This window comes from Serratia sp. FDAARGOS_506, from assembly GCF_003812745.1.
Taxonomy (GTDB): Bacteria; Pseudomonadota; Gammaproteobacteria; order Enterobacterales; family Enterobacteriaceae; genus Serratia.
This window is the reverse complement of sequence record NZ_CP033831.1, coordinates 990,969-1,013,208: the sequence shown is the minus strand read 5'-3', so window position 1 is coordinate 1,013,208 and position 22,240 is coordinate 990,969. Positions and strand designations below refer to the sequence as shown.

The window sequence follows — 22,240 nt, the reverse complement described above, 5'->3', positions numbered from 1 at the left end:
CCCTTGCGGGGCTTCTTTCTTCCGTCGATTGGCTGTTCGACGATCAGTTGAAGATTTCTGCGGTGCCGTACAGTTTGTTCTGACCACCGGCGGCGACGATGCGGTATGAGCTGGCGCCCGACGCGGCGGCTTTGCTGGCCAGTTCGCTTTCCAGCGCGCTCAGGTTGGTTGCGCCGCTAACGGAGACTACGCCGATTTTCTGGGCGTCTGCAGCAGGTTGGCTGGAAGGCAGGTCAGCGGCGAAGGTCGCGAAAGAAGCGGTAGCCAGCAGCGCAGCGGTAGCAAAAATTTTGACGTTTTTCATGATGTATTCCTCAGCGTATTGATTAGGTGAGAGCCCGTTGTCTCTCGATGTGTTAAATAGTAGTGCTATAGGCTGGAATAAAAAATCGGAGAGTTTTGAGTATCTCATTCAAATAAATTGACCATTTTTTAACCCGCTGGCGCGCGGGAAAAATCACCACTACCCTTTACAGACGATCCTTAACCGGAGAAGCGTAATGACGGTAAATGCGTTTATCGGCAGCTGGGCGCTGGTGTCGTCGGCGTTTAAAAATCAGAGCGGCGAGTTGAATTATCCGCTGGGCGAGCAGGTGTTGGGGCGCATCCACTATGAGGCCAACGGCACGATGGCGGCGCAGCTATATAGCGCCGTGCGGCCGCGTTTCGCCGCAGACGATTTGGCGCAGGGGTCCGAACAGGAGATCCGTACCGCCTTCATCAATATGATTTGCTACTTCGGCCGCTATCAGGTGGAGGAAAGCGAGCAACGGGTGGTGCATCAGGTCGAAGGCTGTTCGTTCCCCAACTGGGTAGGCAGCCGTCAGGTGCGTTTTTACGCTTTCAGCGGTGATCGGCTGACGTTGCGCACGGTGCCCTTGCAGCTCGGCAACGGCGTGCAGGTTGGCGAACTGGTGTGGCAGCGGACAGGAGCTTCGTCATGATCATTGTTCATCATCTCAATCATTCGCGGTCGCAGCGCATTCTGTGGTTTCTGGAAGAGCTGGGCGTCCCCTATCAGGTGCAACGCTACGAACGCGATCCGCAGACCATGCTGGCGCCGGCGGCGCTGAAAAAGATCCACCCGCTGGGCAAATCACCGGTGATCGTCGACGGCGATCTGACGCTGGCGGAGTCCGGCGCCATCATCGAATACCTGCAGGAAGCCTATGACGCGCAAGGGATGTTCATGCCGACCGACTTTCACGCACGCCAGCAATACCGCTACTGGCTGCACTATGCCGAAGGATCGCTGATGCCGCTGTTGGTGATGAAACTGGTGTTCAGCCGTCTCGGGCAGCCGCCGATCCCCTGGCTGCTGCGACCGGTGGCCGGCGCGATCGGCAAGGGCGTGCAGCGCGAATACCTCGACAAGCAGATCGCGCCGCACTGCGAATTCCTCGAACAACACCTGAACAAGGGCAGCTGGTTCGTCGGCAACGACTTCAGCGCGGCGGACATTCAGATGAGCTTCCCGCTGGAGGCGATGGCGGCGCGCGGCGCGTTGGATGATTGCCCGAAACTGCGTGGCTTTCTGCAGCGCATTCACGCCCGGCCCGCCTACCAGCGGGCATTGGAGCAGGGCGGCCCTTACGACCTGCTGAGTTAACCGGATGGGCTATACTCGATGGGGTCATTCTTCATCGGAGGTAGCCCATGGCTACGCAAATCTTCGTTAACCTGCCCGTTCGCGATCTGCCCGCCTCGATGGCGTTTTTCACCCACCTGGGTTTCACTTTCAACCCGCAATTTACCGACGACACCGCCGCATGCATGGTGGTCAGCGACACGATTTACGTGATGCTGCTGACCCACGATAAATTCAGGATGTTTACCCCGAATCCGATTGGCGACGCCAAACAGGCCACCGAGGTGCTGGTGTGCCTGTCGCAGCCCAGCCGGGCGGCGGTGGACGAACTGGTGCGCAAAGCGGTCGCCGGCGGCGGCAACACCTACCATCAGCCGCGGGACTACGGCACGATGTACGGCCACGGTTTTCAGGATCTGGATGGTCATATCTGGGAGTTGATGTACATGGATCCGGCGGCACTGCAGGTGCAATAGCCTCGCCGTGGCGGCGTTTGCCGGGGCGGCCGTCGCCCCGGTTTTATCGTGCAGGCGCCATTCCTGCCGCTTTCTGCATAAATTGCCGCGATCTTTAGTTGATTAGACGCTATGGAAGGCAGGATAATCGTTTGCCTTGAATAAACCACCATAAATCACCCGTACCGCGCGCTGCGAGTTAAACGTTTGCCTTGGTGCGCATCGCCGTTGGCGGTGCGACGGAAGGGCAAGGATGCGGGACGTAACGTAAACGATTACGTGACGATCGGGCGCGGGCGAGATTACAGGCCTGCTGCGACGGGCCGATTCATGAAACACAGGGGAAGTAACCTATGTCGAACTCTCAAGCGAACCACGCCGCAAAACCAACCGGCGGGCTTGATGGCTATTTTAAAATTTCCGCGCGCGGCAGCAGCGTGCGCCAGGAAGTGGTGGCGGGGCTGACCACCTTCCTGGCGATGGTGTACTCAGTGATCGTGGTGCCGAGCATGCTGGGCAAAGCGGGCTTCCCGCCGGCGGCGGTGTTCGTCTCCACCTGCCTGGTGGCCGGTCTGGGCTCGCTGCTGATGGGGCTGTGGGCTAACCTGCCGATGGCCATCGGCTGTGCAATTTCGTTGACCGCCTTCACCGCCTTCAGTCTGGTGCTGGGCCAGCACATCAGCATTCCTGTGGCGCTGGGCGCGGTGTTCCTGATGGGCGTGCTGTTTACCGTCATCTCGGTCACCGGCATCCGCGCCTGGATCCTGCGCAACCTGCCGATGGGCGTGGCGCACGGCACCGGCATCGGCATTGGTTTGTTCTTGCTGCTGATCGCCGCCAACGGCGTCGGCCTGGTGGTGAAGAACCCGCTGGACGGCTTGCCGGTGGCGCTCGGCGCGTTCACCTCCTTCCCGGTGGTGATGACGTTGCTCGGCCTGGCGGTGATCTTCGGCCTGGAAAAACTGCGTGTACCCGGCGGCATTCTGCTGGTGATCATCGCCATTTCCATCATCGGCCTGATCTTCGACCCGGCGGTGAAATACCAGGGGCTGTTCGCCATGCCGAGCCTGGCGGACGCTGACGGCAAATCGTTGATCTTCAGCCTGGATATCATGGGCGCATTGCAGCCGGTGGTGTTGCCGAGCGTGCTGGCGCTGGTGATGACCGCGGTGTTCGACGCTACCGGCACCATCCGCGCGGTGGCCGGGCAGGCTAACCTGCTGGATAAAGACGGGCAGATTATCAACGGCGGCAAGGCGCTGACCTCGGATTCCCTGAGCAGCATCTTCTCCGGCCTGGTGGGCGCCGCGCCCGCCGCGGTCTACATCGAGTCCGCCGCCGGCACCGCCGCGGGCGGCAAGACCGGCCTGACCGCTACCGTGGTCGGCATTCTGTTCCTGCTGATCCTGTTCCTGTCGCCGCTGGCTTATCTGGTGCCGGTCTACGCCACCGCACCGGCGCTGATGTACGTCGGCCTGCTGATGCTGAGTAACGTCACCAAGCTGGACTTCAACGACTTCGTCGATGCGATGGCCGGCCTGCTGTGCGCGGTGTTCATCGTACTGACCTGCAATATCGTTACCGGCATCATGCTGGGCTTCAGCTCGCTGGTCATCGGCCGCATCTTCTCCGGCGAATGGCGCAAGCTGAACATCGGCACCGTGCTGATCGCCGTGGCGCTGGTGGCGTTCTACGCCGGCGGCTGGGCGATTTAAGGCCCTCAGGTTTCCCTCGCCCGGCGGGCGGGGGAAACGTGCTGCGGCATTTCCCTTCTTAAGATAAGTCTTCTTCTGCTCTGCACCGCGTTTTGAAAGGCACAACAAGCTTTAACGGCTGTAAAAAAAGTGATCTACTATCGGAACCAACGCAGGCCCTGAGCCGATGTCGTCTGAATCGTAGAGTCTAAGGAAAGCATGGAAATCTTTTTTACAATCCTCATTTTGATCCTGGTGGTCTCCCTGTCCGGGGTGGTGACGCGCATGTTGCCGTTCCAGGTGCCGCTGCCGCTGATGCAAATCGCCATTGGGGCCCTGTTGGCCTGGCCGCATTTCGGGCTGCACGTCGACTTTGATCCCGAACTGTTCCTGGTGCTGTTCATCCCGCCGCTGTTGTTCGCCGACGGCTGGAAAACGCCGACGCGCGAATTCCTGCACCACGGGCGTGAAATTCTCGGCCTGGCGCTGGTGCTGGTGCTGATCACCGTGGTCGGCGTCGGCTACCTGATCTACGCCATGGTGCCGGGCATTCCGCTGGTGGCGGCCTTCGCACTGGCAGCGGTGCTGTCGCCGACCGATGCCGTGGCGCTGTCCGGTATCGTTGGTAAAGGGCGTATTCCCAAGCCGATCATGGGCGTGCTCGAAGGCGAGGCGCTGATGAACGACGCGTCCGGCCTGGTGTCGCTCAAGTTCGCCATCGCGGTGGCGATGGGCACCATGGTGTTCACCGTGGGCGGCGCGACCCTCGAGTTCCTCAAAGTGGCGATCGGCGGCCTGCTGGCCGGCGTGGCGGTCACCTGGACCTACAGTAAATCGCTGCGGGTGATGAGCCGCTGGAGCGGCGACGATCCGGCAACCCAGATCGTATTCCTGCTGCTGCTGCCGTTCGCTTCTTACCTGATCGCCGAACACATCGGCGTCTCCGGCATCCTGGCGGCGGTAGCGGCGGGGATGACCATCAGCCAGTCCGGCGTGATCCGCAACGCGCCGCTGGCGATGCGCCTGCGCGCTAACAGCGTATGGGCGATGCTGGAGTTCGTGTTCAACGGCATGGTGTTCATCATGTTGGGCCTGCAGCTGCCGGGCATTCTTGAAACCTCTATCCTGCAGGCGGAATTGGATCCGACCATCCAGACCTGGTATCTGTTCGCCGACGTGGCCACTATCTACGCCGCGCTGCTGGTGCTGCGTTTCACCTGGCTGTGGGTGATGAAGAAGACCAGCAACCGCTTTATGAAAAAGCGTCCGCTGCAGTTTGGCGATTACAGCACGCGCGAGCTGTGGGTGGCGTCGTTCGCCGGGGTACGCGGGGCGATTACCCTGGCCGGTGTGCTGTCGATCCCGCTGTTGCTGAGCGACGGCACCGCCTTCCCGGCACGCTATCAGCTGGTGTTTATCGCCGCCGGGGTGATCCTGCTGTCGTTGATCGTCGGCGTGCTGGCGTTGCCGCTGCTGCTGCGCGGCGTGCAGGTCACCGACAAGAGCGCCAGCAAGCAGGAAGAGCGCATGGCGATCGCCATGGCGGCCGAAGTGGCGATCGAGAGCGTGAATAAAATGGAAGAGCGCCTGGTTGCCGATACCGAAGAGAACCTCGATCCGCAGGTGTTGAAAGAGGTCAGTTCGCGGGTAACGGGCATGCTGCGGCGGCGTATCGCGTCGAAAGACGACATCGAAAATGCGCTGGCGATGGAAAACCTCGAGCGGCGTTTCCGCCTGACGGCGCTGCGTGCCGAGCGCGGCGAGCTGTACCACCTGCGCGCCACGCAGAAAATCAGTAACGAGACGCTGCAAAAACTGCTGCACGATCTCGACCTGCTCGAAGCGCTGTTGATCGAGCGCGAAGGGTAAACCGCCAAGGAGGAATAAACGTTTTTCCTCTTTATTCCTGTCCTGAAGGGCCGCCTGCGCGGCCCTTGTTTTTTGGGTTACTTGAGCGGCGGCCAGTAGTCGCGGCAGCAGGCAATCCAGGCCTGCGCGCTGTGCGACAGGTAGCTGCCCTGGCGCCAGATCAGCCCGATTTTCCACTCCATGCGCGGCTCCAGCGGCAGCCAGACCAGGTTTTCCTTGTCCAGCCAGCGGCAGACCGGCTCCGGCAGCATGGCGATGCCCACGCCGGCCTGCACCATCGAGGCGAGGAAGTCCCATTGGCCGCTGCGCACCGCGATTTGCGGTTCGAAACCGGCCTGGCGAAACGCCTTCATCAGCATCTTGTACAGCGCAAAGTCTTCGTTATAAATCAGGATCGGGCTGTCGGCCAATTCGGCGATATTGATGCGGGTGCGGTTGAGCCACTGCGGCGTACGCGGCGCCACCACGCACATCGGATGGCCCAGCAGCGGCAGAAAGGTCAGCGGCTGCTCCGAATCGAAGGGCAGCACCGTCATCGCCAGATCCAGTTCGCCGGACATCACCGCCTGTTCGACCGACAGCCCGCCCAGCTCGGAAATTTTCAATTCGATGCCGGGGTAGGTCTGGCGAAAGCGGCGGATCAGATCGGCGATCTGCCTGCCGACCATCGGCGGAATGCCCAGCCGCAGCACGCCCTTTTTCACCGAGCTGATGTCTTCCAGCTCCGCCTCCAGCTGACGGAATTCGTCGAGGATCGTCAGGCCGCGCTGATACACCGCCTGGCCGCTGTCGGTCAGGCGCAGCTTGCGGCCTTCGCGGATCAGCAGCGTGCATTCCAGCTCCTCTTCCAGATGCCGCAGCATCTTGCTGATGGTGGGCTGGGTGACGAACAGTTTTTCCGCCGCGCGGGTGAAGCTTTGCTGGCGCACCACTTCAACGAAGTAGCGCAGGGTGCGGACATCCACGTTAGGGTTCTCCTTGGGGACGCTACCGGCGGGAAACTATTCCCGGACGGCATGATGTCGATAATTTTAATTCATTTCAGGCGTGGTTTCCCGGCTGCGTATACTGTAGGCCGTCAATTTATTGTTTGAGGTCATCTTTCATGTCTCTGGCGTTACGCCGCGTTGCCCCCTCCCTGCTGACCCGTTTGCAGGTGCCGATTCAGGTGGCGTTGTATGCGGCGCTGTTCCTGATCGCCGATCGTCTGGTGCAACAATTCCACCTGCCGCTCCCCGCCAATATCGTCGGCATGCTGATGCTGCTGGCGCTGATCCTGCTGCGCATTCTGCCGCTGAGCTGGGTCAAGGCCGGTTCCCGCTGGCTGCTGGCGGAAATGCTGCTGTTCTTCGTGCCGGCGGTGGTGGCGGTGGTCAACTATGCCCAGTTGCTGATGGTCGAGGGCTGGAAGATCTTTCTGGTGATCGCGGTCAGCACCATGCTGACGCTGGGCGCTACCGGGCTGGTGGTGGACAGGGTGTATCGGCTGGAGATTTGGCTGCAGCGACGGAAGCAGCGCCATGAATGATTTTATCCTCAGCCTGGCCTGTTTTCTGGCGACGTTGGCGCTCTATTTCGCCAACAAGAAGCTCTATCGCCGTCGCCGTACGCTGCTGCTGATGCCGCTGGTGCTGACGCCGATGATCCTGGTGCTGCTGCTGGTGGTCACCCACATCTCCTATCAGGATTACATCGGCGAAACCCACTGGCTGCTGTGGTTGCTGGGGCCGGCGACCATCGCCTTCGCGGTGCCGGTGTACGAGAACCTGCATATCATCCGCCGCCACTGGCTGTCGCTGACCGCCGGGGTAACGACGGCGGTGCTGGTGGCGGTGTACAGTTCGGTGTGGCTGGCGCGCCTGCTGACGCTGCCGGAAGAGGTGCAGCGCAGTCTGGCGGTGCGTTCAATCACTACGCCGTTCGCGCTGGAGGCCGCCAAACAGATGGGTGGCCAGCCGGATCTGGTGGCGCTGTTTGTGGTGATCACCGGGGTGTTCGGCATGGCGGTGGGCGACATTCTGTTTCTACGCCTGGCGGTGCGCAGCCGCCTGGCGAAGGGGGCCGGATTTGGCGCCTCGTCGCACGGCGCCGGCACCGCCCGCGCCTATGAGCTGGGGCCGCAGGAGGGCGTGGTGTCGAGCCTGGTGATGATGCTGGCCGGCATTATCACGGTGGTGGCCGCGCCGCTGATCGGTCGGCTGATGTGGTAGGGGGCGGTCTGCAGCGAACAACGCCGCAGACCGTATAGCGTCAGGGAAGATTGCCGAGCATCGCCGGCGTGCGCGACGACTGTCGCAAGGCGCGCCCTATTTCCTCGTGGCTGAAGATAATAGAGTGATGGTTGCAGGCCAGCGGATGCACCTGCAGATGTTGGCTGATTGCCGACAGGCCATTGTCGGCAATCGCCAGCAGTTCCCGTTCATCGCCCAGGCCGGCGATATTCAGGTTTGCATCTTCGGTCGCTTTGAACAGCGTGATGCGGGCATGTTGCAACGGTGCGCTGAGCGTTTGCTTCGCCAATGCCAGCTCCGTCGGCTCTGCCTTTAACGCCCGCTCGGCGGCCTCGCCGTCAATGCCCAGCATGGCCAGCATCGCCGCCAGCATGCCCGGCTCGCTGCGGATTTGGAATGGGGTTCGGTAGAAAGTGTCAAGCAGGAATAGCTGGATGTCGCGATAGCCCTGGCTTTCCAGTTGAGCAGCCATCTCCAGTGCGATCAGCCCTCCTAGCGACCAACCCAACAGACGCACGGGGCGTGCCGGCGACAGCCGCATATGGCCGAGGTAATATGACGCCAGCTCGCGCAGTGAAGTGATGTGCGGCTGCTGGAACAGGTTGTAATTGTTGATGCCTAAGACTTTGAAATCCTTCTCCAAATAGTTCGCCAAATCGCGGTAAACATCGCAACCGGTGACGGCAGGGTGGATCATCCAGACGCTGTCGGGGCCGATAGCATGGTTCAAGCGCTCTACCTGTTTAAAGGTGAAACTGGCCTGATTCAGACGCGCCAACAGCTGCTGCAGGGGCTCGGAGGTGACAGGAGCCATTGCGGGTACGCCGTCGGTGATAACACGGGCTTGGCCGCGCAGCGTCGGGTGAGCAAACAGCGTTTTAATGCCCAACGAATGCCCATATCGCTTGAGTTTGACCAGCAGCTGAATGGCATGCAGCGAATGGCCGCCCAGCGCGAAGAAGTCATCGTCACGGCCAATGCGTGTTGTGCCGAGCAGTTCGCTCCACAGTTCGGCAAGCTGCTGTTCCAGCTCGCCTTGCGGGGCCTCATAAGCGGCGGTTTCCTGCATGTTGGCAGGTGCCGGTAAAGCCTTGCGATCCAGCTTGCCGTTGGGGGACAGTGGGAAAGTATCCAGTCGGATAAAACAGGACGGCACCATAAAGTCCGGCAGGTGCTGCTGTAACTGCCGACGCCATTCGGTGGCGCCGGCGCCCTGCTCAGGGGCGACGACATAGGCTACCAGGCGCTTGCCGCCGCTCTCATCTTCCCGCGCCAGAATAGCCGCATCTTCAACGCCCGGACACTGTCTGAGCTGCTGTTCGATCTCGCCTAATTCAATACGCAGGCCGTGGATTTTGACCTGGAAATCGTTTCTGCCCAGATACTCAATGTTACCATCCGGCAGCCAGCGGGCCAGATCGCCGGTTTTATACAGGCGAGCCTGCGGGTCAGGGCTGAAGGGATCGGCGATAAATCGCTCGGCGCTCAGCTCTACGCGGTTCAGATAGCCGCGAGCAACCTGAATACCGCCGATATGCAATTCGCCGGCGATGCCAGGCGGTAATGGCTGCAGTTGATCATCCAGAATGTGGAGCTGGGTATTGGCAATCGGTTTACCGATCGGTACCAAGGGGCGTGGATCATCGGGCAGGCATTGCCAGCTGGAAACGTCAACGGCTGCTTCTGTCGGGCCGTAGAGATTGTGCAGTTCTGCCTGCGGCAACTGCTGCAGGCAGCGTTGTACAGTGGCGAGCGGCAATGCTTCGCCGCTGCACATAATGCGTTTCAGGGAGGCACATTGCGCCATATCGCCGTGGCGTAAAAACAGCTGCAGCATTGAGGGGACGAAATGCAGCGTGGTGACGCCATGTTGGGCGATGCAGGCGCTGAGATAATCCGGTTCCTGGTGACCGCCCGGTTTGGCGATGGCCAGCCGGGCGCCGACCATCATCGGCCAGAAAAACTCCCAGACCGAGACGTCGAAGCTGAACGGCGTTTTCTGCAGCACGACATCCTCCGGCGTCAATGGGTAAGCCTGCTGCATCCACAGTAAACGGTTGATCACCCCGCGGTGTTCGTTCATCACCCCTTTGGGTTTTCCCGTTGAACCGGAAGTGTAGATCACGTAAGCCAGGCAGCGCTGCAGCTCGGTGGTCAGCGGCGGTGGGTTATCATCCGACGCTTGTCGCCATAGGTAGCTTTCACGCTGCAGATGCAACCGTGGCACGGCGATATCCCGCAACGGGTGCAGTGCCTGTTCGCCACCATCGTCGATTAAAACGAATTGGGCGCCGCAATCTTCCAGCATGTGGCGCAGGCGGTCCTGCGGATAATCGGGATCGAGCGGAACATAGGCGGCGCCCGCCTTCAGGATGGCGTACAGGGCAATCACCATCTCCGGGCTGCGGCTGACGCATACTGCGACGCGGTCGTCAGGCTGTAAGCCCTGCAGCCGGAGAAAGGCGGCCAATCGATTGGCCCGCTGATTCAGCTGTTGATAACTGATTTCGTGATTTTCGTAGCACAGTGCCGGCGCCTGCGGCGTCAGCGCAGCCTGCCGTTCCAGGAATTGATGAATGCCTTGCGGCATGTCTGCCCATGTTTGTCGGGTGTCATTCCATTGATGGAAGATTTGCTCTCTTTCCTGCGGCAACAGCAGCGGTAACTGCCCCAGCGGCAGCGCCGGATCGCCGTCCAGCAGCGTGTCCAGCAGGTGCAGTATGCGTGCGGCGATGCGCTCACCGTCCTCTTGACTGAACCAGGCCTGATTGAGGTTGAACTCCAGCAGCGGATCGTCACCCGGATGATAATGGCGCAGGTAGATGCCTAGGGGCAGCTGTTCCTGACCGTGGTGCAGGTTTTCAACCTTGAACTGGCAGCCTTCCAGTTCGATGTCGGTCGGAAAAACCTCCAGCGAAAAGCTGATGTCGAACAGCTGGCGTCGCCCCTGCTGATGCAGATTCAGATGGCGGTTGAGTTCGGCAATGGGGAAACGTTGGTGGCGATAACACTGACGCAGCTCGCTGCCGATTTGCCGCAGTAAGTGACCGAAGGGTTGCTGCGAATCGACCGTGATGCGCAGGGGGAGCATCGAGGAAAACATGCCCAGCGTTTGCTTATGTTCGGCGGTACTGCGGTTATGTACCGGCACGCCCAGCGTGAATTGCTCGGTTTGCCAAATCCGGGAGAACCAGGTGGCGAGCAGAGCGCTCAAAAAATGCATTGCAGAACCGCCCTGTGCGGCGGCGTATTGCTCCAACTGAAGGAAACGCTCGCGTGGCAACCGCTTGATTATCTGGCTGCTGGGGTAGGTTTGCTGCTCACAGTGATTTTGGCGGCGCTCCAGCATGGAGGGGGGCGCGTTGGTGAAACGTTCCAACCAAAAATCACGATCGCGCTCGTAGCGTGGCGATTGCTGATAGGTTCGATCGCTGGTGACGAAGTCCTGGTAACGTGAGCGGGTGAATTCGTTTTTTTCCCCTGTTTTTAATTGTTTATAACGCTCCATGATCATTTTGCTCAGCAGAGAAATTGAGGTGCCGTCCGCAATCAGGTGATGGGAAGCAAGCAGCCATAGCGTGCTGGATTCGCCGACTTTGGCCAGATGGCAGCGCCAGAGCAGGCTGTCATACAGTGAATAAGGCTGCAGGAATTGAGAACGAAGGTGTGCTTCCGCCTGGCCGACGGCATCTTGTCTGCGCGAAAAATCGTGGTAGTGCAAGTCGATATAGGCCCGGTCGCGGGTTTCCTGAGTAATGCCTTGCGGCGTTTCTTTCAGCGTGGTTTGCAGCGCATCATGTTGTTGCTGTATTTGCCGTATGGCCTCTTGAAACAGCGGCAACGAAATCTCGCGCTCTACGCGCCACAAACACCCAATGTTATATAAGGGGATATCGGGGTTTAAAGATTGGTCTAGCCACACGGCTTGTTGCACGGTCGTCAGGGAATAAGCGGACACGGAACCACCTCCAAAAAATAAGGAATTAATCGAATTAAATAAAGTGAGTCGTAGCCAGGCACTCGAACATTATAAAAGGTGGTTGTTAAATTAGCCTGGTTTTACATTAAATATTTTTAATGGTTTGATTAAATTATTTTTGTTTGAGTTATTTTTTAATTAATTATTTCGATATCATTTGTTTTTAATCTTGTTTTCTTGCTGTTTTTTATAGGCTGCTCATCGAGGATTGCTGCTTTTACGGGGTGGCGCAGTGAACTTGAGCTTCTTTATCTATTTGTTTATTGGTCTATTTTTTGTTTTTGCGTGTAAGGTGGGCATGGCGATAACAGGTTGCAGAGGATGGGGCCGTTATTGGGGCGAATATGAGCTTTCACTTCTCAGTAAGGGGTAACAGGCTGAATCATAAAAAATTATAAAGAATTTCTTATCTTATATTATTATAAGAGGAATAATGAAAATCACGTTTATTGCCACTTTATGTATTTCTTTAATCGTTAATGTTGCTGTTAGCGGCCATGTAAGTATGACGATTAAATTAAACTGAGATGAATGATCCGTTATTGGATAATTAATTGATTAACTTTAATGAGATAATAATGAAAGGCGTTGTCGCTGATTGATATTCGACATGAAAAGGCGCAACGTGAACTGTGTCTCGCTGCGCCGTAGCACTCCCGGTATGTGGGGAGGAAAGAGCGAGTTAACTGGCGGCGGTTTTCACCAGCTCCACCACCAGCGGCGAAAGCTCGCCGCGCAGCGCGGCGCGTTCCGACTGGAACAGCGTAGCGGCGTAAAAACGGTGAGCCGGTAGCTCGATGGCGCGCACGTTGCCTTCGGTGTCGTGGCCGCTGATGATCAGCGGATAACGCTGCAGATCGGCGACGAACTCCGGATTGACGCCGAAGTTGCAGTGGTAGCCTTCATGGGTGTTCAGGCTGCCGTAGGCCCGCGCGACGCGGGTGTCAGGCTGGAAAACGATGTCGCCGGTTTTTTCCACCAATGAGCAGCTCAGCGGAGCGATCACCAGCCGGCCACCGCTGTCGGTTTCCGCATGACCAGCGTCGTGCCAGCCCATCACGTTGCGGGCGTACTCGACGATGGCGTATTGAAAACCGCCGCAGGAGCCGAGAAACGGCACGTCGTTTTCCCGCGCATGGCGGATCGCCATAAAGGCGCCGTCGTCGTAACGATACGGGCTGCCCGGCACCACCCAGATAGCGTCGAAATCTTGCAGCACTTCGGGGGCGGTCAGGGTTTCGGTGGGGAGCCACTGGGGCTGCACGTCGATATCGAGGTGGGCGGCGGTGAGCTGGAGCGCCACGGGGATGGCCTGATGGGCCACGACCTGCGGGTTGTAATCACCGACCAGAGCAATGCGGACTTGAGCTTTCATCATTTCCTTTCCTGTGCGGGTAAAGAAGGAGATTACAGGAAAGCGGGATCTTGAGCCGCAGATTTTTAAACGCTGCGCACAAAAAAGCCCGGCGTCGGCCGGGCTGGAAAAAAGGGTCAGTATAGCGACGGCGCGCCGACCGGCCGGGTTTTGAAGCGGCGGTGCAGCCACAGATATTGCTCCGGTGCCCGCATGATCTCTTTTTCGATCACTTTGTTCATGTAAGCCGCCGCCGCCTGTTCGTCGCTGAGCGGATAGTCTTCCAGGGCCGGCTGTATCAACAGGTCGTAGCCGCGGCCACCTTCACGGCGAATCAGAACCACCGGCACCAGCGCCGGGTTGGCCATGCGGGCCAGCATAAAGGTGCCGCTGGTGGTCGCGGCCTGATCGACAGCGAACAGCGGGGCGAATACGCTGCCACGCGGGCCGTAGTCCTGATCCGGCGCGAACCACACCGCCTCGCCGCGCTTGAGCGCATGCACCATGCCGCGCAGATCCTTGCGATCGATCATCGCCTTGTTGGAGCGCATGCGGCCCTTGGTCTGAGCCCACTCCATCGCCTTGTTGTTGTGCGGACGGTACATCGCCATCATCGGCTGGCACAGGCCCATAGCCCGGCCGCCCAGCTCCAGCGACATAAAGTGCACGCCGATCACCAGCACGCCGCGATCGTCGCGCTGCGCCATTTTGAGGTGGTTGATGCCGGAGACGTTGAACCAGCGCTTGACGCGTTTATCTGACCAGAACCAGGCCATGCCGGTTTCCAGCAGACCCATGCCGAGGGATTCGAAGTTGCCTACCACTTTGCGCTCGCGCTGCGCTTCGTCCATCTCGGGGAAACACAGTTCGAGGTTGCGGCGGGTGATGGCGACACGACGCTTAAGAAAACGCATCGAAGTACGCCCCATCCACACCCCCAGACGGTAAAGCAACGGGTAGGGGAGCTGGACCAGCAGGAACAGCAGGGCGAGGCCGAACCAGGTTAGCCAGTAGCGCGGGTGCAGCAAGGCCAGTTGAAATGCTTTGGCTGATTTCATAGGAGCTCGTTTTATACGTTAAAAAGGGGCAGCAAGCTGTAACGCATAAAGGTTCCACTCGATAGCGATACGACCACTCAGACACCCGGGTACGACCAGGGTTTAGTCGGGATTCCATAATTGACTAAACATTTACATTCGAAGGGCGGTTTGCGCTGCTATCAGGCTTCGGAGGGATAGCTGTTGGCCAGCGGAGGCGGCTCTAGGAATGCTTATGCTAGCACAGGGTACGGGGTGTGGCGGAAGAGGGGCATGCGAATAATCTCATTCGCGTTGCCCCTCAGTTGAAGATTGGCCGTTTTATAGGCTGGGGAGGATGATGGCGGCGAAGATTGCAGCGATCACCAGCCATTTCAGCAGGTAGTAACCCCGGCGGTTGCGCGCTTTCAGGCGCTGGCCGGCATCGCGCACCGCGTTGACGTATTTGAAAATGCGGTTGATGCCGCCGGTACGGTCCTGGTCGTCGTTCGGCGAGCTGGCCGCAGACATCAGCGTAGCGCCGACCCAGTGGTTGACCGCCTGCGCCCAGCGCCACTTCATCGGCCGCTCGACGTCGCAAAACAGAATGATACGCGTCTGGTCGGTGGCGTTCTGTGCCCAGTGCACGTAGGTTTCGTCGAAGATCACCGCCTCGCCGTCGCGCCAGCTGTGCTGTTCGCCGTCCACTTCGATGAAGCAGCGATCGTCGTTGGGCGTCATCAGCCCCAGGTGATAGCGCACCGAGCCGGCGTAAGGGTCGCGGTGTTTACCCAAATGGCTACCGGGCGGCAGTTCGGCGAACATCGCCGCCTTGACCGACGGAATGCGGTTGAGCAGCGCCACGGTTTGCGGGCACAGCGCCTGCGCCGAAGGGTGGCTGTCGCTGTACCACTTCAGGTAGAAACGTTTCCAGCCGCGTTTGAAAAAGGTGTTGAACCCGGCGTCGTTGTGCGACTGGGCCTTTTTGATGTGATCCTGCAGGCGCACCGCTTCTTCACGGATCACCTGCCAGTTGTCGGTCAACGTTTGCAGCTCCGGGAAGCCCTTTTCGTCGAAATAAGGCTGTTTGGCGGGCAAGCGGGAGAAACCGGTCATAAACATGTTGATCGGCCCCATAAACGTGGAGTGATCGAACAGCTGGCGGGTAACCTTTTGTTTTTCCTTGCCCCGCGAGTGGGCATAAAGGAAGCTGATGATAAAAATGCCTATGATGATGACGGCAACCATAGAATCCATCCCTGTCATTACTGGTTATTACGAGGTAAAAAACGTAAAAATTATAGTTTTGTGACAGAAAAAATTTAACTTTTTCGTGCCATTTCGCCGTTTTTTGGCGCTGATAGCATAAAAAGTTAACAAATATTTTCTGGTTGAAGTTTTGTGTTGGTGTTTTTGAGTTTCGTACTATTCTTAGGTTTCTTGCACGGTGTTATGTGCCATCTTATTTCATGACGAATGGCACGTATCTGAGAAAAGAGGGACTTATGAAGAAATCAATCATTGCATTGTCTGCACTGCTGCTCGCTTCCCCGGTGTTTGCCGCTGAAACCGCGACCGATACCGCCGCTCACGCCAGCAACGAGGTCGTTGCCGAAGCGCACAAAGGGGCGGATACCGCCAAAGAAAAGCTGCACCAGTCTCAGGACAAAGGTGAAGAGCTGAAGCTGAAAGCCAAGCACGCCGCCGAAGGCAAAAGCGACAGCGTCGGCAGCAAAGTGAGCGAAGGCTCGCAAAAGGCCTGGCACTCCACCAAACAGGGTACGGAGAAGGCTTGGGATAAGACCAAGCAAGGGGCGGAAAGCCTCAAGAACAAAGCGACCGAGTAATTTGCTGTCGTCACAACAAGAGGGCCGGGTTTCCGGCCTTTTTTTATGGTTATAATCCGCCACGCTGATGTCGTGCTTTGTCGCCCTGATTAAAACGTGAGAGTATCCTTCATCGATTGGTGACTCCGTCGTAAGTAAGAAGGAAGCCCTATGAGGCCCTATTGGGTAAGGCGTTTATTTACACCTCCGCCAACCTGGACAGGCAGAGCATCGGTTATCTTGGTCTGCTGGTGTTTGTGGTGTTGAGCGGGCTGGATAGCCTGGGTGTGGAGTTGGACGGGTGGAAGCGCTACGTGATGATCGCGGGCGTGGCGGGTATTTGCTATTTCATTGCCGGATATATTGATAAGCGCATTCCGCGTAAAGCCCCGCCAATGTAGGCACAGGCCAGAAAAAGAAAAAGAAAAAGGCGCTTATCAAATGAGATAAAGCGCCTTTTCAACACGTTAACTGACTAGTATCAGTTCATGCCGTATTTTTTCAGCTTCTTACGCAGCGTGCCGCGGTTGATGCCCATCATCAGGGCTGCGCGGGTCTGGTTGCCACGGGTGTATTGCATCACCATGTCCAACAGTGGCTGTTCAACTTCAGCCAGTACCAGCTCATACAGGTCATTTACGTCTTGACCGTTCAGTTGAGCAAAATAGTTCTTCAGTGCTTGTTTAACCGAGTCACGCAGAGGCTTTTGAGTCACCTGATCTTGTGAGTTAACGGTAGAAACGGTCAGTACGTCAGAATTTACGCGTTGTTCGAACATAGTTCTGTCAGCTCTTTTTTTACGCTAAGATTTTCGAAATATGCCTCCAACGCCTCCAGCTGTTCGCTGGCATCCTCTATGGCGTTGAATGTGCGCCGAAACTGGTCATTCGGAGCGTGTTCCTGGAGATACCAGGACACGTGCTTACGAGCAATCCGGAATCCCTTGCCTTGGCCATAGAAGCCGTGCAATTCCCGAATGTGCCCAATCAACAAGCGCTTCACCTCGCCAAGCGGCATCGGCGGCAGCAGCTCCCCAGTGTCCAGATAATGCTGGATTTCCCGGAAGATCCAGGGTCTCCCCTGAGCAGCGCGGCCTATCATCAGGGCGTCGGCCCCGGTGTAGTCGAGCACTGCTCTGGCTTTATGCGGGTCAGTAATATCCCCATTCGCGATAATCGGAATGGAAACACTCTGCTTAACTGCCCGAATGCTGTCGTATTCCGCGTCGCCGTTAAACAGACAGGCGCGGGTTCGGCCGTGAATCGTCAGGGCCTGAATACCACAGTCTTCGGCCAGTTGGGCAATCTCTACACAGTTACGATGCTCTGGCGCCCAGCCGGTGCGAATCTTCAGCGTTACCGGCACATCCACCGCGTCAACCACCGCGTGGAGGATCCGTTTAACCAGATCCGGGTACTGCAACAAGGCGGACCCGGCAAGCTTCCGGTTCACTTTTTTGGCAGGGCATCCCATATTGATGTCGATGATCTGCGCGCCGCTGGCCACGTTGATACGCGCGGCGGCGGCCATATCATCAGGATCGCATCCGGCAATCTGCACGGAGCGAATCCCAGGTTCATCGCTATGCACCATACGCAGACGCGACTTATCCGTCCGCCACACCTCCGGGTTGGAGGAGAGCATTTCGGATACAGCCATCCCAGCACCCATTGCATGACAGAGGGTTCTGAACGGGCGATCTGTAATACCGGCCATCGGGGCCGCAATCAGGCAATTAGTAAGCTGGTGGTGTCCAATGCGCATAGACAAAGAGTGACCATACTGTGTCCGCAAGGGCGCGTATATTACGCATTTTTGCGTCGAGATGAAAGGCCAAACTTTAACCAATCAGCCCGATTTTAGGACGAAAAATACGCTATGCGATGATTTATAAAAATATTATATATATTTTACAATGAGTTGACGAAAAGTGCTTATTTTGTGTGCGGAAAAATATTCGCCTTTGCGCAGGATATTATCTGCATTCACACGCTTTTTTTACCGAGATAGCCTGCCTGGAAGGCGCATTGTCAGGGCGATCCGTCGTTGAGCGGCGAAAAAGTGCATAAAATTTTGTCTCGCCCGCGGGCCGATCGCCAGGCAAAAAAAATCCACCGGCGCAGGGCCGGTGGCTGAGGGGCAATATACCGTGACGCTTACTTGCGGCGACCGGTGATGCGGCACCACTCTTCACGCTCGGCGACCGGGTCGAGCGTGAACTTTTCTTCATAGGCTTGCGCAACGCTGCTGGCCTGGCTGGCCAGCACGCCGGACAACCCCAGATGGCCGCCGGCCTTCGGCAGGCAACCGATCAGCGGCGCCAGCTCGCGCAGCGGGCCGGCCAGGATATTGGCGACCACCACGTCCGCCAGAAGGTCCGCCGGCTGGTCTTTCGGCAGATACAGCTCCAGACGCTCTGAGACGCCGTTACGCTGCGCGTTGTCGCGGCTGGCCTGAATGGCCTGGGGATCGATGTCGATGCCGATAGCGCGCGCTGCACCCAGCTTCAGCGCGGCGATTGCCAGGATGCCGGAACCGCAGCCAAAGTCGATAACGGTTTTGCCGGCCAGATCGAGGCCGTCCAGCCACTGCAGGCACAGCGCGGTGGTCGGGTGAGTGCCGGTGCCGAACGCCAGGCCCGGATCGAGCATCACGTTGACCGCGTCGGGATCCGGCACATCACGCCAGCTCGGACAGATCCACAAACGCTCGCCGAAGCGCATCGGGTGGAAGTTATCCATCCACTCACGCTCCCAGTCCTTGTCTTCCAGCTGTTCTATCTTGTGGCGGAATCCGGCGCCCAGCAGCGGGTGCTGTTCCAGCATCGCCACCACTTCGGCCATATCGGTTTCCGCGTCGTACAGGCCGATCACGTCGGTATCGCCCCACAGCAGGGTTTCCCCCGGCAGCGGCTCGAACACCGGGTTGTCGTGGGTGTCCTGGAAGGTCACCGACACGGCGCCGCTTTCCACCAGCGCATCGCTCAGGTCTTCCGCCTGGCTGCCGGTGGTGTTCAGTTTGAGTTGGATCCAAGGCATAACAATTCTCTTCAAGAGGGTAATGATGACGCCGCCCGGCGCTTTTCGCCGACGACGTTACCGAGATAAAACGCCAACAGGCTGAGCAACAGCGAAGGCACGATAGGATGCAGCCCCGCCGGCTGCAGGTTGAAGCTGGCCAATAGCGTATAGCATACCGCACCCGACACCATTGAGCTAAGCGCTCCCTGAGCATTGGCGCGTTCCCAGTACAGGCCCAGCACCAGCGGCCACAGGAACACCGCCTCCAGCCCGCCGAAAGCCAGCAGGTTGAGCCAGATGATCATCTCCGGCGGCCGCCAGGCGGCCAGCAGCACCAGCAGGCCGAGGATCAGCGTGGTCAGGCTGGAGAAGCGCTTGATCAACCGTTCGTTGTGGATCTGCTGTGGCCGCACGCCAAGGTAGAGATCTTTGATGATGGTGGCGGAAGATTGCAGCAGTTGGGCGTTGATAGTCGACATGATCGCCGCCATCGGCGCCGCCAAAAAGATCCCGGCGGCGTACGGCGGCAGCACGGTGATCATCAGCGTCGGGATCACCTGATCAGGGATCTTGAGATCCGGCAACACCGCGCGGCCGAGCGCGCCGGCCAGGTGCATGCCGAACATCAGCACCGCCACCACCACGGTGCCGAGCAGAATGCCGCGATGCACCGCCTTGCTGTCCTTGTAGGAGATGCAGCGCACGGCGGTGTGCGGCAGGCCGATCACCCCGAAGCACACCAGGATCCAGAACGACGCCATAAACGGCAGGCTGAGGATCTGATCGCCGCCCTGCGGCGACACCAGCGCCGGATCGATCTGCTGCAGCTTGCTCACCGCGCTGTCCAGTCCGCCGGCAGCGTGGATCACCGCCACCAGCAGCAGCACGGTGCCGAGCAGCATCACCAGCCCCTGCATCGCGTCGTTCAGCACGCTGGCGCGGAAGCCGCCGAAGGCGGTATACAGCGCGATGCTGATGCCGAAGATCAGCAGGCCGGTGTCGTAAGGAATGCCGGCGGCGGTTTCCAGCAAGCGGGCGCCGCCGATAAACTGCACCGTCATGGCGCCGAGAAACGCCACCAGCAGGCTGAGGCTGGCCAGCCACACCAGCATGCGGCTTTGGTAGCGGCCGTACAGCATGTCATTGAGGGTGATGGCGTTGTAGCGCCGCGCCAGGATGGCGAACTTCTTGCCCAGCACGCCGAGCGACAGCCACACCGCCGGCAGCTGGATCATCGCCAGCAGCACCCAGCCCAGGCCGTATTTGTAGGCGGCGCCGGGGCCGCCGATAAACGAACTGGCGCTGATGTAGGTGGCGGTCAGGGTCATCGCCAGCACAAAGCCACCCATCGAACGGTTGCCGAGGAAGTATTCGCTGAGGAAATTCCCGTTCTGGCGGCGGCGATAGGCGTATACCGACAGGCCGAACACCAGCAGCAGGTAGGCGACCAGCGGCAGGATCACTTCAGTTTGCATCGCGATCCTCCAGGGAAATGTCGCGGAATACCGTGCGCACCATCAGCCAGCATAGGCCGATGAACAGCAGCGGCACCAGCAGGCAGGCCATTTCGAACCAATGCGGCAGGCCGGTGACGCCGATAGCGCTGTCCGGCAGGTAGGCCGCCAGCCCCCAGGCCAGCAGGTAGAGCAGCGTCAGCCCCAGCGCCCAGCGCGCTTCGCGGTGCGCCTGGATAAAACGTTTGTCCATCAGTGTCTCCCATAGGTTTACGGTGATGGATTCATCAAAAGTAGGGAATTTTACGGCATGACGGCGTTTTGCCAAGCCGTTACTGGCGGCAACGCCAAAGAAAAAGGCCGGTGATTAACCGGCCTTTCGTCAGACGATGCTGCCTGCCTGCTTAGGTTTCCTGCAGACCCAGCTTCTTCTCCAGGTAGTGGATGTTGGTGCCACCGTGCTGGAAGTTTTCGTCGTTCATGATCTTCTGCTGCAGCTCAACGTTGGTTTTAATGCCGTCGATGATCAGTTCAGCCAGGGCGTTCTTCATGCGGGCAATCGCCACGTCACGGTTTTCGCCGAAGGTGATCAGTTTGCCGATCATGGAGTCATAGTACGGCGGTACGGTATAACCGGCGTAGATATGAGATTCCCAACGCACGCCGAAACCGCCTGGCGCGTGGAAGCGGGTGATCTTGCCCGGGCTCGGCAGGAAGGTGTTCGGATCTTCGGCGTTGATACGGCATTCCACCGCGTGGCCGTGGATCTTCACTTCTTCCTGTTTGATCGACAGCGGCTGACCGGCAGCGATGCGCAGCTGCTCTTTGATCAGATCCACGCCAGTGATCATTTCGGTAACCGGGTGCTCTACCTGAATACGGGTGTTCATTTCGATGAAATAGAACTCGCCGTTTTCATACAGGAACTCGAAGGTGCCCGCACCGCGGTAGCCGATTTCCACGCAGGCTTTCGAGCAGCGCTCGCCGATGTAACGGCGCATTTCGCTGGTGATGCCCGGTGCCGGCGCTTCCTCGACCACTTTCTGGTGGCGGCGCTGCATGGAGCAGTCGCGTTCGGCCAGATAGATGGCGTTGCCTTGGCCGTCGGCCAATACCTGAATCTCGATGTGGCGCGGATTCTCCAGGTATTTTTCCATGTACACCATGTCGTTGTTGAAAGCCGCTTTGGCTTCCGCTTTCGTCATGTTGATGGACTGCTCAAGGTCTTTGTCGCTGCGCACAACGCGCATGCCGCGGCCGCCGCCGCCGCCGGACGCCTTGATGATCACCGGATAACCGATACGCTTGGCGAAGGCACGGTTCTTATCCATGTCGTCGGTCAGCGGGCCGTCGGAGCCCGGCACGCATGGCACGCCGGCTTTCTTCATGGCGTTGATCGCGGAAACCTTGTCGCCCATCAGGCGGATGGTTTCGGCTTTCGGGCCGATGAAGATGAAGCCGGAGCGTTCAACCTGCTCGGCGAAGTCGGCGTTCTCGGACAGGAAGCCGTAGCCTGGGTGGATCGCCACCGCGCCGGTGATTTCCGCCGCAGAGATGATGGCCGGGATGTTCAGGTAGCTTTTTACCGATGGCGCAGGACCGATGCAGACGGTCTCGTCGGCCAGCAGAACGTGTTTCAGATCGCGGTCGGCCGCGGAGTGAACCGCAACGGTCTTGATGCCCAGTTCTTTACAGGCACGCAGGATGCGAAGCGCGATCTCGCCACGGTTGGCGATAACAATTTTATCAAGCAT

21 protein-coding genes are annotated in these 22,240 nt (G+C 58.6%); 9 read left to right on the top strand and 12 right to left on the bottom strand.

Annotation, left to right across the window (positions count from 1 at the left end; genetic code table 11):
• Positions 1-43 precede the first annotated feature (43 nt).
• Complete coding sequence (locus tag EGY12_RS05085; RefSeq protein ID WP_025304435.1) at positions 44-304, bottom strand: YdgH/BhsA/McbA-like domain containing protein; 261 nt, start codon at positions 302-304, stop codon at positions 44-46.
• A 196-nt stretch (positions 305-500) separates the two neighbouring features.
• Here EGY12_RS05085 and EGY12_RS05080 point away from each other — a divergent pair, with 196 nt between their 5' ends.
• The 5 genes from EGY12_RS05080 to EGY12_RS05060 all read left to right on the top strand — a co-directional run bounded on the left by EGY12_RS05080 (position 501) and on the right by EGY12_RS05060 (position 5,606).
• Entirely contained in the window at positions 501-944 is a 444-nt protein-coding gene (locus EGY12_RS05080) for a lipocalin-like domain-containing protein (protein ID WP_123892769.1), read from the top strand.
• Positions 941-1,609: a glutathione S-transferase family protein gene (locus EGY12_RS05075; RefSeq protein WP_049201475.1), complete on the top strand. Its 669-nt coding sequence runs from the start codon at positions 941-943 to the stop codon at positions 1,607-1,609. Before EGY12_RS05080 ends, EGY12_RS05075 begins: the two co-directional genes overlap by 4 nt.
• 47 nt (positions 1,610-1,656) lie before the next feature.
• Positions 1,657-2,064: a VOC family protein gene (locus tag EGY12_RS05070; protein ID WP_123892768.1), complete on the top strand. Its 408-nt coding sequence runs from the start codon at positions 1,657-1,659 to the stop codon at positions 2,062-2,064.
• Positions 2,065-2,396: 332 nt separating this feature from the next.
• A complete protein-coding gene (locus EGY12_RS05065) occupies positions 2,397-3,758 on the top strand; it encodes an NCS2 family permease (RefSeq protein WP_064290493.1) in 1,362 nt (453 codons plus the stop codon).
• 198 nt (positions 3,759-3,956) lie between these two features.
• Positions 3,957-5,606, top strand: a complete 1,650-nt coding sequence (locus EGY12_RS05060) for a Na+/H+ antiporter (RefSeq protein ID WP_019453188.1) — start codon at positions 3,957-3,959, stop codon at positions 5,604-5,606.
• Positions 5,607-5,683: 77 nt separating this feature from the next.
• On the opposite strand, the gene EGY12_RS05055 is transcribed toward EGY12_RS05060, so the two are convergent.
• Complete coding sequence (locus EGY12_RS05055; protein WP_025304429.1) at positions 5,684-6,571, bottom strand: LysR family transcriptional regulator; 888 nt, start codon at positions 6,569-6,571, stop codon at positions 5,684-5,686.
• Between the two features lie 140 nt (positions 6,572-6,711).
• Here EGY12_RS05055 and EGY12_RS05050 point away from each other — a divergent pair, with 140 nt between their 5' ends.
• Positions 6,712-7,134: a CidA/LrgA family protein gene (locus tag EGY12_RS05050; RefSeq protein ID WP_004936830.1), complete on the top strand. Its 423-nt coding sequence runs from the start codon at positions 6,712-6,714 to the stop codon at positions 7,132-7,134.
• On the top strand, positions 7,127-7,816 hold the full coding sequence (locus EGY12_RS05045) for an LrgB family protein (protein WP_004936833.1): 690 nt from the start codon (positions 7,127-7,129) through the stop codon (positions 7,814-7,816). The genes EGY12_RS05050 and EGY12_RS05045 overlap by 8 nt, the downstream gene beginning before the upstream one ends.
• A 40-nt stretch (positions 7,817-7,856) precedes the next feature.
• Here EGY12_RS05045 and EGY12_RS05040 read toward each other — a convergent pair whose 3' ends face one another.
• The 4 genes from EGY12_RS05040 to lpxO form a co-directional block, all read right to left on the bottom strand.
• Positions 7,857-11,795, bottom strand: a complete 3,939-nt coding sequence (locus tag EGY12_RS05040) for a non-ribosomal peptide synthetase (RefSeq protein WP_123892767.1) — start codon at positions 11,793-11,795, stop codon at positions 7,857-7,859.
• A gap of 703 nt (positions 11,796-12,498) precedes the next feature.
• Positions 12,499-13,191 (bottom strand): CTP synthase, encoded by a 693-nt coding sequence (locus EGY12_RS05035; RefSeq protein WP_123895560.1) that lies wholly within the window; start codon positions 13,189-13,191, stop codon positions 12,499-12,501.
• A gap of 116 nt (positions 13,192-13,307) precedes the next feature.
• On the bottom strand, positions 13,308-14,228 hold the full coding sequence (gene lpxP / locus EGY12_RS05030) for a kdo(2)-lipid IV(A) palmitoleoyltransferase (RefSeq protein WP_123892766.1): 921 nt from the start codon (positions 14,226-14,228) through the stop codon (positions 13,308-13,310).
• Positions 14,229-14,528: 300 nt separating this feature from the next.
• Positions 14,529-15,434: a lipid A hydroxylase LpxO gene (lpxO, locus tag EGY12_RS05025; RefSeq protein ID WP_123892765.1), complete on the bottom strand. Its 906-nt coding sequence runs from the start codon at positions 15,432-15,434 to the stop codon at positions 14,529-14,531.
• A 257-nt stretch (positions 15,435-15,691) separates the two neighbouring features.
• Here lpxO and EGY12_RS05020 point away from each other — a divergent pair, with 257 nt between their 5' ends.
• Complete coding sequence (locus EGY12_RS05020) at positions 15,692-16,033, top strand: hypothetical protein (protein WP_016930249.1); 342 nt, start codon at positions 15,692-15,694, stop codon at positions 16,031-16,033.
• A gap of 161 nt (positions 16,034-16,194) precedes the next feature.
• Entirely contained in the window at positions 16,195-16,413 is a 219-nt protein-coding gene (locus tag EGY12_RS05015; protein ID WP_123892764.1) for a hypothetical protein, read from the top strand.
• 80 nt (positions 16,414-16,493) lie between these two features.
• Here EGY12_RS05015 and fis read toward each other — a convergent pair whose 3' ends face one another.
• From fis to accC, 6 genes are all read right to left on the bottom strand, one after another.
• Positions 16,494-16,790 (bottom strand): DNA-binding transcriptional regulator Fis, encoded by a 297-nt coding sequence (gene fis / locus EGY12_RS05010; RefSeq protein WP_000462905.1) that lies wholly within the window; start codon positions 16,788-16,790, stop codon positions 16,494-16,496.
• Positions 16,772-17,776 carry a tRNA dihydrouridine synthase DusB gene (dusB, locus tag EGY12_RS05005; protein ID WP_046897213.1) on the bottom strand — a complete coding sequence of 335 codons (1,005 nt, stop codon included), beginning with the start codon at positions 17,774-17,776 and terminating at the stop codon, positions 16,772-16,774. The genes fis and dusB overlap by 19 nt, the downstream gene beginning before the upstream one ends.
• A gap of 392 nt (positions 17,777-18,168) precedes the next feature.
• Positions 18,169-19,050, bottom strand: a complete 882-nt coding sequence (gene prmA / locus EGY12_RS05000; RefSeq protein WP_033636181.1) for a 50S ribosomal protein L11 methyltransferase — start codon at positions 19,048-19,050, stop codon at positions 18,169-18,171.
• An 11-nt stretch (positions 19,051-19,061) separates the two neighbouring features.
• Positions 19,062-20,507, bottom strand: coding sequence for a sodium/pantothenate symporter (gene panF / locus EGY12_RS04995; protein WP_123892763.1), 1,446 nt, complete (start codon positions 20,505-20,507; stop codon positions 19,062-19,064).
• Positions 20,497-20,739 carry a YhdT family protein gene (locus EGY12_RS04990; protein ID WP_004936865.1) on the bottom strand — a complete coding sequence of 81 codons (243 nt, stop codon included), beginning with the start codon at positions 20,737-20,739 and terminating at the stop codon, positions 20,497-20,499. Before EGY12_RS04990 ends, panF begins: the two co-directional genes overlap by 11 nt.
• A 151-nt stretch (positions 20,740-20,890) precedes the next feature.
• Positions 20,891-22,240 carry an acetyl-CoA carboxylase biotin carboxylase subunit gene (gene accC, locus EGY12_RS04985; RefSeq protein ID WP_004936886.1) on the bottom strand — a complete coding sequence of 450 codons (1,350 nt, stop codon included), beginning with the start codon at positions 22,238-22,240 and terminating at the stop codon, positions 20,891-20,893.

What these genes read in the sequence shown, in the direction of transcription:
- EGY12_RS05085 (WP_025304435.1), bottom strand. Translation starts at nt 304, where the DNA reads ATGAAAAACGTCAAAATTTTTGCTACCGCTGCGCTGCTGGCTACCGCT.
- EGY12_RS05080 (WP_123892769.1), top strand. Translation starts at nt 501, where the DNA reads ATGACGGTAAATGCGTTTATCGGCAGCTGGGCGCTGGTGTCGTCGGCG.
- EGY12_RS05075 (WP_049201475.1), top strand. Translation starts at nt 941, where the DNA reads ATGATCATTGTTCATCATCTCAATCATTCGCGGTCGCAGCGCATTCTG.
- EGY12_RS05070 (WP_123892768.1), top strand. Translation starts at nt 1,657, where the DNA reads ATGGCTACGCAAATCTTCGTTAACCTGCCCGTTCGCGATCTGCCCGCC.
- EGY12_RS05065 (WP_064290493.1), top strand. Translation starts at nt 2,397, where the DNA reads ATGTCGAACTCTCAAGCGAACCACGCCGCAAAACCAACCGGCGGGCTT.
- EGY12_RS05060 (WP_019453188.1), top strand. Translation starts at nt 3,957, where the DNA reads ATGGAAATCTTTTTTACAATCCTCATTTTGATCCTGGTGGTCTCCCTG.
- EGY12_RS05050 (WP_004936830.1), top strand. Translation starts at nt 6,712, where the DNA reads ATGTCTCTGGCGTTACGCCGCGTTGCCCCCTCCCTGCTGACCCGTTTG.
- EGY12_RS05045 (WP_004936833.1), top strand. Translation starts at nt 7,127, where the DNA reads ATGAATGATTTTATCCTCAGCCTGGCCTGTTTTCTGGCGACGTTGGCG.
- EGY12_RS05035 (WP_123895560.1), bottom strand. Translation starts at nt 13,191, where the DNA reads ATGAAAGCTCAAGTCCGCATTGCTCTGGTCGGTGATTACAACCCGCAG.
- lpxP (WP_123892766.1), bottom strand. Translation starts at nt 14,228, where the DNA reads ATGAAATCAGCCAAAGCATTTCAACTGGCCTTGCTGCACCCGCGCTAC.
- lpxO (WP_123892765.1), bottom strand. Translation starts at nt 15,434, where the DNA reads ATGGTTGCCGTCATCATCATAGGCATTTTTATCATCAGCTTCCTTTAT.
- EGY12_RS05020 (WP_016930249.1), top strand. Translation starts at nt 15,692, where the DNA reads ATGAAGAAATCAATCATTGCATTGTCTGCACTGCTGCTCGCTTCCCCG.
- fis (WP_000462905.1), bottom strand. Translation starts at nt 16,790, where the DNA reads ATGTTCGAACAACGCGTAAATTCTGACGTACTGACCGTTTCTACCGTT.
- dusB (WP_046897213.1), bottom strand. Translation starts at nt 17,776, where the DNA reads ATGCGCATTGGACACCACCAGCTTACTAATTGCCTGATTGCGGCCCCG.
- prmA (WP_033636181.1), bottom strand. Translation starts at nt 19,050, where the DNA reads ATGCCTTGGATCCAACTCAAACTGAACACCACCGGCAGCCAGGCGGAA.
- panF (WP_123892763.1), bottom strand. Translation starts at nt 20,507, where the DNA reads ATGCAAACTGAAGTGATCCTGCCGCTGGTCGCCTACCTGCTGCTGGTG.
- EGY12_RS04990 (WP_004936865.1), bottom strand. Translation starts at nt 20,739, where the DNA reads ATGGACAAACGTTTTATCCAGGCGCACCGCGAAGCGCGCTGGGCGCTG.
- accC (WP_004936886.1), bottom strand. Translation starts at nt 22,240, where the DNA reads ATGCTTGATAAAATTGTTATCGCCAACCGTGGCGAGATCGCGCTTCGC.